The 12215-nt window shown below is 61.0% G+C and carries 10 protein-coding genes and 4 tRNA genes; 5 read left to right on the forward strand and 9 right to left on the reverse strand.

The features are described 5' to 3' along the window. Positions 1-3: 3 nt before the first annotated feature. The 7 genes from PSH94_RS16735 to uvrB form a co-directional block, all read right to left on the reverse strand. Positions 4-543: a TetR/AcrR family transcriptional regulator gene (locus PSH94_RS16735; RefSeq protein WP_181081514.1), complete on the reverse strand. Its 540-nt coding sequence runs from the start codon at positions 541-543 to the stop codon at positions 4-6. 182 nt (positions 544-725) lie between these two features. Then, a tRNA-Glu gene (locus tag PSH94_RS16740) sits at positions 726-801 on the reverse strand. A gap of 77 nt (positions 802-878) precedes the next feature. Further along, a tRNA-Ala gene (locus PSH94_RS16745) sits at positions 879-954 on the reverse strand. Positions 955-1003: 49 nt separating this feature from the next. Then, positions 1004-1079: transfer RNA gene (locus tag PSH94_RS16750), tRNA-Glu, on the reverse strand. A gap of 78 nt (positions 1080-1157) precedes the next feature. Beyond that, positions 1158-1233 (reverse strand) — tRNA-Ala (locus tag PSH94_RS16755). A gap of 147 nt (positions 1234-1380) precedes the next feature. Further along, positions 1381-2862, reverse strand: coding sequence for a glutamate--tRNA ligase (gltX, locus tag PSH94_RS16760; RefSeq protein ID WP_181081513.1), 1482 nt, complete (start codon positions 2860-2862; stop codon positions 1381-1383). Between the two features lie 186 nt (positions 2863-3048). Beyond that, positions 3049-5064 carry an excinuclease ABC subunit UvrB gene (gene uvrB / locus PSH94_RS16765; protein ID WP_181081512.1) on the reverse strand — a complete coding sequence of 672 codons (2016 nt, stop codon included), beginning with the start codon at positions 5062-5064 and terminating at the stop codon, positions 3049-3051. A gap of 343 nt (positions 5065-5407) precedes the next feature. Here uvrB and PSH94_RS16770 point away from each other — a divergent pair, with 343 nt between their 5' ends. Further along, on the forward strand, positions 5408-6604 hold the full coding sequence (locus PSH94_RS16770; RefSeq protein WP_305435373.1) for an amino acid aminotransferase: 1197 nt from the start codon (positions 5408-5410) through the stop codon (positions 6602-6604). A gap of 96 nt (positions 6605-6700) precedes the next feature. Then, positions 6701-6913, forward strand: coding sequence for a hypothetical protein (locus tag PSH94_RS16775; protein ID WP_034099195.1), 213 nt, complete (start codon positions 6701-6703; stop codon positions 6911-6913). 45 nt (positions 6914-6958) lie between these two features. Here PSH94_RS16775 and PSH94_RS16780 read toward each other — a convergent pair whose 3' ends face one another. Next, positions 6959-7831, reverse strand: a complete 873-nt coding sequence (locus PSH94_RS16780) for a LysR family transcriptional regulator (RefSeq protein ID WP_305435375.1) — start codon at positions 7829-7831, stop codon at positions 6959-6961. Positions 7832-7932: 101 nt separating this feature from the next. Between PSH94_RS16780 and PSH94_RS16785 the strand changes: the two genes are divergently transcribed. From PSH94_RS16785 to PSH94_RS16795, 3 genes are all read left to right on the forward strand, one after another. Further along, a complete protein-coding gene (locus PSH94_RS16785; RefSeq protein WP_305435376.1) occupies positions 7933-9324 on the forward strand; it encodes an aldehyde dehydrogenase family protein in 1392 nt (463 codons plus the stop codon). A 73-nt stretch (positions 9325-9397) separates the two neighbouring features. Continuing rightward, positions 9398-10840, forward strand: a complete 1443-nt coding sequence (locus PSH94_RS16790; protein ID WP_181081507.1) for an ATPase domain-containing protein — start codon at positions 9398-9400, stop codon at positions 10838-10840. Between the two features lie 23 nt (positions 10841-10863). Continuing rightward, positions 10864-11226 (forward strand): response regulator, encoded by a 363-nt coding sequence (locus PSH94_RS16795; protein ID WP_181081506.1) that lies wholly within the window; start codon positions 10864-10866, stop codon positions 11224-11226. A 28-nt stretch (positions 11227-11254) separates the two neighbouring features. On the opposite strand, the gene PSH94_RS16800 is transcribed toward PSH94_RS16795, so the two are convergent. Then, the gene (locus PSH94_RS16800) at positions 11255-12157 is read right to left on the reverse strand and encodes a LysR family transcriptional regulator (RefSeq protein WP_266246166.1); all 903 of its coding nucleotides are present in this window, start codon (positions 12155-12157) and stop codon (positions 11255-11257) included. Positions 12158-12215: the final 58 nt, after the last annotated feature.

The raw sequence follows: 12215 nt of genomic DNA on the forward strand, positions 1-12215 counted from the left end.
TTTTCAGCGCACCGCCGACTTGGCCGCGCGTATCACCCGATCCGACAATTCCCCCGGCCCGAGCGCACGCGCCAGGGTCAGGCCACCCACCATCAACGCCATGTCCGCCAGGGCTTTGTCGATGTCTTCCGGGCAGGCCGCCAACTGGGCCGCCATCAACTCAACGTGCTCGTTCAACACTTGTCGAAACGCCTCCGGCAAGCGGCCCATCTCTCCGACCGTGGCAGGTAGCGGACAGGCCTGAGAGGTTGAATCACGGTGTTTGCGCGACAGATAAAAAGCCGCCACCAAGGCGCGGCGCTCTTCGCCGGTGATCTGCTCGTCGAGGTCGTCGATGGACGCGCGGCGCTGGGCCAGCAATTGACTGAAGGCCTCCAGCATCATCGCGTCCTTGCTTTCAAAGTGTGCGTAGAAGCCACCCACGGTCAGCCCCGCCGCCCCCATGACTTCACCCACGCTGGGTTCAGCCGGGCCACGTTGAATCAACGCAGCGCTGGCGGCCTGCAGAATGCGTTCGCGGGTTTGCGCTTTTTTATCGTTCATCGTATGCCTCCGTCTTCATGGGTTGAATATTATTACCATAATAATATTCCGCAAGCGACCGGCATGACCATTGGTCAGAACGACAGGAAGGTATCGAAAAAGAAAATTGGCAAACGCCAGACAAACAAAAGGGCCATTCAATAATTGAATGACCCTTAAAAATCCCGCAGAGCGGGTAATCGTGGCGTCCCCTAGGGGACTCGAACCCCTGTTACCGCCGTGAAAGGGCGGTGTCCTAGGCCACTAGACGAAGGGGACACAAACCTTCTATACATTGATCAGATCGACTCTGATCGATTCAAGGACGGTGTGGCCGGAACCTTGAACCTGTAAATTGGTGGAGCTAAACGGGATCGAACCGTTGACCTCTTGCATGCCATGCAAGCGCTCTCCCAGCTGAGCTATAGCCCCGATTTTTCGCCTGGCGGCGCAGCAGACCTTTCGAGCTGCTTGTTGAAACTGGCGTCCCCTAGGGGACTCGAACCCCTGTTACCGCCGTGAAAGGGCGGTGTCCTAGGCCACTAGACGAAGGGGACAAAACCTTCTGTACAACGGATCAGAGCTGAGTTCTGATCGATTCAAGGACGGTGTGGCCAGACCTTGAACCTGTAAATTGGTGGAGCTAAACGGGATCGAACCGTTGACCTCTTGCATGCCATGCAAGCGCTCTCCCAGCTGAGCTATAGCCCCTCATCGGTGAGGACGGGGCGAATCTTAATGGCGGTTTGGAAACGTGTCAAATTTATTTTCAACAATTTCCAAAATTTTTTGCCGGGATAACAATCACTTACCGACGAAACCCCGGAAAACCGGGGTTTCGTCGTTACCGCCGCGTGCTTAGGCGATAGCGCCCAGCAGCTTTTCCCACTCTTTGTTTTCTTTCTTCGACACACCACCCAGCAAATCAAGCGCTTGGCGCAGACGGAAACGCGTCAGGTCCGGGCCAAGAATTTCCATCGCATCGAGCACGGACACCGAACTGGCCTGCCCGGTGATCGCCGCAAACATCAGCGGCATGGCATCGCGCAATTTCAATTCCAGGGACTCGACCACCGCCTGAATCGTCGCGGTGATCGCGTCCTTCTCCCACTGCCGCAGGCTCTCCAGCTTCCACAGGATCAACTGCATCAACTGGCGAACCTGGTCACCTGACAGCTTCTTGGATTCGAACAGCTTCGGATCCGGGTTCACACCCCCGGCAAAGAAGAAACTGGCCAACGGCGCGACCTGGCTGAACGTCTCCACCCTGCCCTGCACCAACGGCGCGATCTTCATCATGTATTGAGGATTCAACGCCCACTGCTGCACACGGCTGGCGAACTCTTCCACCGGCAAGTCGCGCAGCCATTGGCCATTGAGCCACGAGAGTTTCTCGATATCGAAGATCGGCCCACCCAGCGACACACGGGACAGGTCGAAGTTGTCGACCATTTCCTGCAGCGAGAACTTCTCGCGCTCGTCCGGCATCGACCAACCCATGCGGCCCAGGTAGTTGAGCATCGCTTCGGGCATAAACCCCATGCGCTCGTAGAACGTCACCGAGGTCGGGTTCTTGCGCTTGGACAGCTTGCTCTTGTCCGGGTTACGCAGCAGCGGCATGTAGCACAGTTGCGGCTGTTCCCAACCGAAATACTCGTAGAGCAGGATCAACTTCGGCGCCGACGGCAGCCACTCTTCACCACGCAGCACATGGGTGATGCCCATCAGGTGGTCATCGACCACGTTGGCCAGGAAGTACGTGGGCAGGCCGTCGGTCTTCATCAGCACCTGCATATCCATGCGGTCCCACGGGATCTCGACATCACCGCGCAGCATGTCCGGCACCACGCACACGCCTTCGCTCGGCACCTTCATGCGGATCACATGGGGTTCGCCGGCGGCCAGGCGGCGTGCCACTTCTTCCTTGGACAACAGCAGCGCGCGGCCGTCGTAGCGCGGGGTTTCGCCACGGGCCTGTTGCTCGGCGCGCATCTGGTCGAGTTCCTCGGCCGTGCAGAAGCACGGGAACGCGTGGCCCATGTCGACCAGTTGCTGGGTGTATTGCTTGTAGATCTCGCTGCGCTCGCTCTGGCGATACGGACCGTGCGGGCCGCCCACGTCCGGACCTTCGGCCCAGGTGATGCCCAACCAGCGCAGCGCATCGAAAATCTGTTGTTCCGACTCGCGGGTGGAACGCAGTTGATCGGTGTCTTCGATCCGCAGGATGAATTCACCGCCGTGCTGCTTGGCGAAGCAGTAGTTGAACAAGGCGATGTAGGCAGTACCGACGTGGGGATCCCCAGTAGGCGATGGCGCAATGCGCGTGCGGACGGTGGTCATGGCAGGTCTCGAATGGGCGATATAACTGAAAATTGAAACAAGGGGCGAATGGTAACAGCCCTGGGGGATTTCTGGAAAACCGCGGCGTGGCTATCGGGGGCAAGCCCCCTCCCACGGTTGAAATGTGTTCACAGATCAAAGTGTGAAGGGGCTTGCCCCAGATAAGGCCAGTCAATTCAGCGCAGATCAAACCGCCAACAAGCGCTCACGCAACTTGCCAATCTCGTCACGCGTCTGCGCCGCCGCTTCAAACTCCAGGTCGCGCGCCAACTGGTACATTTTCTCTTCCAACTGCCGAATCCGCTTGGTGATCTCACTCGGCGAACGCAGTTCGTTTTCGTACTTGGCGCTCTCCTCGGCGGCCTTGGCCATGCCCTTGCGCTTCTTGCTGCGCGAGCCGGGCACGGTGGCGCCTTCCATGATGTCGGCGACGTCCTTGAACACCCCTTTGGGCGTGATGCCGTTCTCCAGGTTGAACGCGATCTGCTTGTCGCGACGCCGCTGGGTCTCGCCGATCGCCCGCTCCATGGAACCGGTGATGCGGTCGGCGTACAGAATCGCGCGGCCATTGAGGTTACGCGCCGCGCGACCGATGGTCTGGATCAGCGAACGTTCGGAGCGCAGGAAGCCCTCCTTGTCCGCATCGAGAATCGCCACCAGCGACACTTCCGGCATGTCCAGGCCTTCGCGCAGCAGGTTGATGCCCACCAGCACATCGAAGGTGCCCAGGCGCAGGTCGCGGATGATCTCCACGCGTTCCACGGTATCGATGTCCGAGTGCAGGTAGCGCACACGCACGCCGTGGTCGGCCAGGTAGTCGGTCAAGTCTTCGGACATGCGTTTGGTCAGCGTAGTGACCAGCACCCGCTCTTCCAGGGCCACGCGCTTGTTGATTTCCGAAAGCAGGTCGTCGACCTGGGTCAGCGCCGGGCGAATTTCAATTTCCGGGTCGACCAGGCCGGTCGGCCGTACCAGTTGCTCAATCACTCGGCCGGCATGTTCGGCTTCGTAATTACCCGGCGTTGCCGACACAAAAATCGTCTGCGGGCTGATGGCTTCCCATTCGTCGAAACGCATCGGTCGGTTATCCAGCGCCGACGGCAGGCGGAAGCCGTACTCCACCAAGGTTTCCTTGCGCGAGCGGTCGCCTTTATACATCGCGCCCACCTGCGGCACGCTGACGTGGGATTCGTCGATCACCAGCAGCGCATCCGGCGGCAAGTAATCGTAGAGGGTGGGCGGCGGCGCGCCGGATTCGCGGCCCGACAGGTAGCGCGAGTAGTTTTCGATGCCGTTGCAGTAACCCAGCTCCAGGATCATCTCCAGATCGAAGCGGGTGCGCTGCTCCAGGCGCTGGGCTTCCACCAGCTTATTGTTGGCGCGCAGGTATTCCAAACGCTCGGCCAGCTCGACCTTGATGCCTTCGATGGCGCCCATCAGGGTTTCACGCGGCGTCACGTAGTGGCTTTTCGGATAGAAGGTGAAGCGCGGCAGTTTGCGGATCACTTCGCCGGTCAACGGGTCGAACGCCGAGAGGCTCTCCACCTCATCGTCGAACAGCTCAATGCGGATTGCCTCCAGGTCCGATTCGGCCGGGTAGATATCGATCACATCGCCGCGCACACGGAAGGTGGCGCGGGCGAAGTCCATATCGTTGCGGGTGTACTGCAGGCTCGCCAGGCGACGCAGCAGCTCGCGCTGGTCGAGTTTGTCGCCGCGATCGACATGCAGCACCATCTTCAGATAGGTTTCCGGGCTGCCCAGGCCGTAGATGCACGACACCGTGGTGACGATGATCGCGTCCTTGCGCTCCAGCAGCGCCTTAGTCGCCGACAGGCGCATCTGCTCGATATGGTCGTTGATCGACGCGTCCTTCTCGATAAAGGTATCGGAGGACGGCACGTAGGCTTCGGGCTGGTAGTAGTCGTAGTAGGAAACGAAGTACTCGACCGCGTTGTTCGGAAAGAACGCCTTGAACTCGCCGTACAACTGCGCGGCCAAGGTCTTGTTCGGCGCCAGCACCAGGGTCGGGCGGTTAACCTGGGCGATCACATTGGCAATGCTGAAGGTCTTGCCCGAACCGGTCACCCCGAGCAGCGTCTGGTGGGACAGGCCGGCCTCGATGCCTTCGACCATCTGGCGAATGGCCTCGGGTTGATCGCCGGCGGGTTCGAAACGGGTGACCAGTTGGAAATCCGACATAACGTACCTCTTGAAGTCACCCCAGACTGTAAAGCGGTCGGGGACGAAATAGACCACCACCCGCGAAGATTCAGAGCGGGCCGTAGGAAATAACCATGATAGCCATACAAGTGGAGGCGAATGTGACTGCTTTCAAGGCAAACGTCTGACCCTGGGTTTTCGATCAAGGTTGCAATATGACTAACGGTCGGCAAATAAACCGAAAAACTTGGCCGAAAAGCCGTTTCGGTGGTCGCCCTCGGCACTGATGGCCTCTATACTAGCTCCCCGTTTGTGCACCGCTCTAGTGCATTCGGCTGGAGCGCGACACGTCCCTCCTACCCCCCATAGAGCTGCCGCAAAAATGAGCCTGTTCTCCGCTGTCGAAATGGCACCACGCGATCCTATCCTGGGCCTCAACGAAGCATTCAACGCCGACACCCGAACCACCAAGGTCAACCTTGGCGTGGGCGTTTACTGCAACGAGGAGGGGAAGATTCCACTCTTGCGTGCCGTTGCCGAAGCGGAAGCCATTCGTGTGGCGCAGCATGCCGCTCGTGGTTACCTGCCGATCGATGGCATCGCCGCCTACGACAAGGCCGTGCAAACCCTGCTGTTCGGTCAAGCGTCGCCACTGCTCAGCGCTGAGCGGGTAGTCACCGTGCAAGCCGTTGGCGGCACCGGCGCGCTGAAGATCGGCGCGGACTTCCTCAAGCAACTGTTGCCGGGCGCCGTGGTGGCCATCAGCGACCCGAGCTGGGAAAACCACCGCGCGCTGTTCGAAACCGCCGGTTTCCCGGTGCAGAACTATCGCTACTACGATGCCGCCACCCACGACGTAAACCGTGCCGGCCTGTTCGAAGACCTCAACGCCCTGCCGCCGCAGTCCATCGTGGTGCTGCACGCCTGCTGCCACAACCCGACCGGCGTTGACCTGAGCCCGACCGACTGGCAAAACGTCCTGGACGTGGTCAAGGCCAAAAACCTGGTGCCGTTCCTCGACATGGCCTATCAAGGCTTTGGCGATGGCATCGACGAAGACGCCGCCGCCGTGCGCCTGTTCGCCGAGTCGGGCCTGACCTTCTTTGTGTCCAGCTCGTTCTCCAAGTCGTTCTCGCTGTATGGCGAGCGCGTGGGCGCGCTGTCGATCGTCAGCGAGTCCAAGGAAGAAAGCGCGCGCATCCTGTCCCAGGTCAAGCGTGTGATCCGCACCAACTACTCCAACCCACCGACCCACGGCGCGGCCATCGTCGCGGCGGTACTCAACAACCCGGAGCTGCGTGCTCAGTGGGAAGCCGAACTGGCCGAAATGCGCCTGCGCATCCGTGGCATGCGTGAGCAGATGGTCGCCGAGCTGGCCAAGGCTGCACCGGGCCACGACTTCAGCTTCGTCGGCCGCCAGCGCGGGATGTTCTCCTACTCCGGCCTGACCGTGGAGCAAGTCACCCGCCTGCGCACCGAGTTCGGCATCTACGCGTTGGATACCGGGCGCATCTGCGTGGCAGCGTTGAACCAGGCCAACATCGATGCGGTCACACAGGCAATCGTTCAGGTCCTGTAAACCTGCTGGTTGCACAAGGAGGGGAAGCCGATGGTTTCCCCTTTTTCGTATCCAGCCCCTAGACTGAACCCGACCGCCCCCTTCTGTGAGAGCCCTATGCGAAACGATGACCTGGATCTGCGCGCCGACCCCGACGATATGGACCCCTTCCCCCCGCGCGCCACCCACCACCCCAAGCGTGAAAAAAGCCTGGTGCTGCAAGTGGCGCTCGGCGTTTTCCTCGGTGGTCTGGCGTTGTGGCTGGTGCAACTGGGTGCAACGGCAATCATGGCGAAACTGGCCATGGGCACCTTCCAGTTCGGCGGCTGACGACCATCAGGTGGGAGGGGATACACCCACTCCCACCTTGATCACTCAGGCGACACCCAGGCTGCGCTCCTCCAGCAGCTTCACAAAACTGTTCAAACTCTGCGACACCGTGCCGCGCCGCCAGATCAACCAAGTATTCAATACGCGAAAGGTATCAGCCAGCGGCCAAACACTCACCGCCGCCGAACCCGGCATGCTTTCCAGCATGCTGCGCGGCATCAGTGCCAGCCCGGCGCCCGCACTGACGCACGCCAACATGCCGTGGTACGACTCGATTTCGAAGATTTTGCCCGGCACCGCGCCATCCTGGGAAAACCAGCGCTCAAAGTGATGCCGGTAAGAGCAATTGGAGCGAAACGTGTAAATGTTCTCGCCATTCACATCCTGCCCTCGCCTGATCGGCGCATGGTGCAACGGCGCGATCACCACCATCTCTTCCTCGAACACCGCTACGCCTTCCAGGGTCGAGTGCAGCACCGGCCCGTCGACAAACGCGGCCGTCAGGCGCCCCGACAGCACGCCTTCGATCATGGTGCCCGAAGGCCCGGTGCTCAAGTCCAACTCAACCTTGGTGTGCTTCTGGTTATAGGCCGCCAACAACGCCGGGATGCGCACCGCCGCCGTGCTTTCCAGCGCGCCCAGGGCAAACGCGCCCTGGGGCTCCTCGCCCGCCACCGTGGCACGGGCTTCCTGCACCAGATCGAGGATGCGCCGCGCATAACCGAGGAAATTCCACCCGGCCGGCGACAGGCGCAAACGGCTCTTCTCGCGGATAAACAACTCGACGCCCAGGTCCTGCTCCAACTGCTTGATGCGCGTGGTCAGGTTCGACGGCACCCGATGGATCAACTGCGCGGCAGCGCTGATACTGCCCTGCTCGGCAACGGCCTTGAAAATTTCCAACTGCACCAGATCCAAGTCATTCTCCGATCGTGAACGTATTGCTCACTATTATTCAGTTCTCAGAAAAGATCCAGGCCCGTACGCTGAACCCATTCCCCCTTCAGCAGGACGGCACCATGCACGCAGTTACCTCTCAGACCCACGCCCTCTCGATTAATCCGGCCACCGGCGAAACCGTCGGCAGCTACCCCTATGAAACGGCGGCGCAGTTGGACGCCGCTCTGGACCGCGCCACCGCCGCGTTCCGCACTTGGCGCCGCCAGCCGGTCGGCCAGCGTGCCGAGCTGCTGCTGGCCCTGGCCACCGCTCTGCGCGATCAGGCCGAAGCCATGGCGCAGATGATCACCCTCGAAATGGGCAAACCCATTGCACAGGCCCGTGCCGAAATCGAAAAGTGCGCCCAGCTCAGCGAGTGGTACGCCGCCCACGGCCCGGCCATGCTCGCCCCGGAACCGACCCTGGTGGACAACGGCACGGCCCACATCGAGTACCGCCCGCTGGGCCCGATCCTTGCCGTGATGCCCTGGAACTTCCCGGTCTGGCAGGTGCTGCGCGGCGCCGTGCCGACCCTGCTCGCCGGCAACACCTACGTGCTCAAGCACGCACCGAATGTGATGGGCAGCGCCTACCTGATCAAAGCCGCGTTCCAACAAGCCGGTTTCCTTGATGGCCTGTTCGAAGTGATCAACGTGACCCAGGACGGTGTGTCCACCGCGATTGCCGATCCCCGTGTCGCCGCCGTTACCCTCACCGGCAGCGTGCGGGCCGGCATGGCCATTGGCTCGCAGGCCGGCGCCGCGCTGAAAAAATGTGTGCTGGAACTGGGCGGTTCCGACCCGTTTATCGTGCTCAACGACGCCGACCTCGACGCCGCCGTGCAGGCCGCCGTCATCGGCCGCTTCCAGAACAGCGGCCAGGTTTGCGCCGCCGCCAAGCGCCTGATCATAGAAGAAGGCGTGGCGCAGGCGTTTACCGCCAAGTTCGTCGAAGCCAGTCGTGCCCTGGCCATGGGCGACCCGACCGCCACCAGCACTTACATCGGCCCGATGGCGCGCTTCGACCTGCGCGACGAACTGCATGGGCAAGTCCAGGCGACCTTGAACGAGGGCGCTACCCTGCTGCTGGGCGGCGACAAAGTTGAGGGAGCCGGCAACTATTATCAGCCGACGGTCCTGGCGGACGTCACCGATCAGATGACCTCTTTCAAACAAGAACTGTTCGGCCCGGTAGCCTCGATCATCACTGCCCGCGATGCCAACCACGCCGTGGCCCTGGCCAATGACAGCGAGTTCGGCCTCACCGCCAGCATTTTCACCGAGGATCCGGCCAAGGCACGCCAGATCGCCGACCAACTGGAGACTGGCGGTATCTTCGTCAATGCGTTCAGCGTTTCCGATCCGCGCGTCGCTTTTGGCGGTGTGAAAAAGAGCGGGTTCGGCCGTGAGTTGTCGCACTTTGGCGTGCGGGAATTCTGCAATGCACAGACGGTGTGGCTGGATCGCAAGTAGCCCCATTGAACAAATGGCGTTAGCATCCTGTCCACTCGGCTTAACAGCATGTTTTTAGGGTCAGGATCGCACTGTGGAAAAGCTAAATCGCCTTCAAAGCGGAATCGAAGGGCTGGATGCTCTGCTCAAGGGAGGGCTGGTGTCTGGGGCGTCCTATATCATTCAGGGGCGCCCCGGCTCCGGTAAAACCATCCTCGCCAACCAGCTGGGGTTTCATCATGCGCGCAACGGCGGCCGAGTCCTGGTCGCCACGCTGTTGGCGGAATCCCACGACCGCCTTTTCCAGTTCCTCTCCACCCTGAGCTTTTTCGACGCCGCCCGCGTCGGCGCCGAAATCCAATTCGTCAGCGCCTTCGACACCCTGGAAAACGAAGGCCTCGACGAGGTAGTGAAGTTGCTCCGGCGTGAGATCAGCAGGCAGAAGGCTACCGTTATGGTCGTAGACGGCTTGTTGAATGCACGCTCCAAGGCCGACTCGCCGATCGACACGAAGAAATTCATTTCCGAACTGCAAGGGCACGCCGCCTTCGCCGGTTGCACGGTGCTGTTCCTGACCAGCTCGCGCCTGGACGACGGCAGCCCCGAACACACCATGGTCGACGGCGTGATCGAAATGGGCGAGGAGCTGTTCGGTACCCGTTCGGTGCGCCGTATCCAGCTGCGCAAGACCCGCGGCAGCGGCGCGCTCACCGGCCTGCACGAATGCGAAATCACCAACGACGGCCTGGTGGTGTACCCGCGCCTGGAAAGCCTCTATGGCCGCCCTTCCGCACCGGACAGCGCCGACCTGACGCGCATCCCCAGCGGCATCACTTCACTGGACGCGATCCTTGGTGGCGGCCTGCACAGCTCCAGCGTGACCCTGGTAATGGGCCCGTCGGGCATCGGCAAGACCACCCTGGGCCTCAAGTTCCTGTCCGAATCGACGGTTGAAGCGCCGGGCCTGCACTTCGGTTTTTACGAAAGCCCGCAACGTCTGCAGCTCAAGGGCCTGTCCCTGGGCATCGACCTGCAGCAGATGCAGGACAGCGGCGCCCTGAGCGTGGCCTGGCAGCCCACCACCGAAGGCTTGCTCGACGGCCTGGGCGCACGCCTGCTGCGACTGGTGGAAGAAAAAGGCATCAAGCGGCTGTTTATCGACAGCCTCAGCGGCATGACCCGGGTGTCCACCAACCCGGCGCGCATCACCGATTTCTACAGCGCATTGATGAACGAACTGCGCGCCCGTGGTGTCACGGTATTCGCGACCTGGGAAATGCATGACCTGTTCGGTTCCGAGGTCAGCTCACCGGCATCCGAGCTGTCGAGCATTGCCGACAATCTGATGCTGATGCGTTTCTTCGAGATTCAGTCTGAACTTAGAAGGACGCTTTCCATTCTTAAGGTCAGAGACAGCTTCTATGACCCCTCGCTGCTGGAGGTGGTCATCCGCGACCAAGCCGTTGATCTAAGAAAGGTTTCAAGAAATGCCCCCTCAGTGGTGTCCAATTCAGCGCTGCCTGGTTCAGCTTTTTAAGTCTTTGTGTGGGTTGGACTGACATGACCACCATCCTGGTCGTCGATGACGAATATCTGATCGCCGACATCCTTGGCTTTGCGCTGGAGGATGAGGGGTTCATGGTCGTTACAGCGAGCAACGGACGCAAGGCATTGGACGTGCTCGAGCGCGAACGCCCGTCGCTGATCATCACCGACTTCATGATGCCGGTGATGGACGGCCAACAGCTCGCCGAAGCGGTGCGCGCCCTGCCGAACGTCAATCATCTGCCGATCATTTTGATGAGCGGCGCGCAGGCGCACATCGGCATGCAGCGCTCGGACCTGTTCGACGCGGTACTGGCCAAGCCCTTCAATATCGACCTGATTGTCGCCGAAGTGAAAAGGCTGCTGGCCTCGACTTGATGCCTCCCGCAGCCGGATACAGAGGGCTTTAACTCAGCCCCGCCATCAAGGCGTCCAACACCACGCGCACCTTGGGCAGTGCCTCGCGGCGCTTGACCCAGGCCACACTGATGGCTGCGCCTTCGGTGGCCAACTGCGGCAGCACCTCGACCAATGCCCCTTGCTGCAACGGTTGCTGAATCAACCACGATGGGAATTGCGCAATACCGCAACCTGCCAACGCAGCCATCATCAGCCCCTCCCCATTACCGACCACCAGCTGCGGCATAACCTGCCTGTGCCGGACCGGCCCTCGTTCATCCGCCACGTTCCATGGGCTGATGCGCCCATCCACCCAGCCATAGGCGATGCAGCGATGCTGGTCGAGGTCCGCTTCCAGCAACGGGGTGCCATGGTTCGCCAGGTAGGCCGGTGAAGCACACAGGGTGTGCCATTCACGGGCGAGCACACGGTGCCCCATCGACGGCGGCCAGGCCTCGGCGCCACCGATACGCACAACAATGTCAGCACCTTCCTTGATCGGGTCCACCAGCCCCTCGCTGAACGAAATATGCGGGATCAACAAGGGATGAGCCTGCAGGACCGGCAGCAGGACCGGCAGCACCTGTGAACGTCCGAACGCGCCGGGCAGGTCGATACGTACCCGCCCACGTGGCTCGATATGCTCGGCCTGCAGGCAACGCTCGGCCTCTTCGAGGTCGGCGAGCACGCCCGTGCACGTGCGATAGAACGCGCCCCCTGCCTCGGTCAACGACAGGCGCCGCGTGGTGCGCTGGAACAGTCGTGCGCCCAGGCGCTTTTCCAGGCGCGCGATGCTTTTACTGACGGCGGACGCAGTCAGGTTCATCTTTTCGGCGGCGGCGGTGAAGCTGCCGAAATCCGCCACGCACACAAACACATCGATACCTTTCAAACGTTCGGAGGAGAACATGCACGTTCCGTATTCATGAATTGAGTTCACAGCACTTGATAAAAACCATCCTAAATCA

The sequence above is a fragment of the Pseudomonas sp. FP2254 genome (genome assembly GCF_030687695.1).
In the GTDB taxonomy this organism is placed as follows: Bacteria; Pseudomonadota; Gammaproteobacteria; order Pseudomonadales; family Pseudomonadaceae; genus Aquipseudomonas; species Aquipseudomonas quebecensis.

Coding starts and splice junctions, on each gene's coding strand:
- PSH94_RS16735 (WP_181081514.1), bottom strand. CDS start 543: ATGAACGATAAAAAAGCGCAAACCCGCGAACGCATTCTGCAGGCCGCC.
- gltX (WP_181081513.1), bottom strand. CDS start 2,862: ATGACCACCGTCCGCACGCGCATTGCGCCATCGCCTACTGGGGATCCC.
- uvrB (WP_181081512.1), bottom strand. CDS start 5,064: ATGTCGGATTTCCAACTGGTCACCCGTTTCGAACCCGCCGGCGATCAA.
- PSH94_RS16770 (WP_305435373.1), top strand. CDS start 5,408: ATGAGCCTGTTCTCCGCTGTCGAAATGGCACCACGCGATCCTATCCTG.
- PSH94_RS16775 (WP_034099195.1), top strand. CDS start 6,701: ATGCGAAACGATGACCTGGATCTGCGCGCCGACCCCGACGATATGGAC.
- PSH94_RS16785 (WP_305435376.1), top strand. CDS start 7,933: ATGCACGCAGTTACCTCTCAGACCCACGCCCTCTCGATTAATCCGGCC.
- PSH94_RS16795 (WP_181081506.1), top strand. CDS start 10,864: ATGACCACCATCCTGGTCGTCGATGACGAATATCTGATCGCCGACATC.
- PSH94_RS16800 (WP_266246166.1), bottom strand. CDS start 12,157: ATGTTCTCCTCCGAACGTTTGAAAGGTATCGATGTGTTTGTGTGCGTG.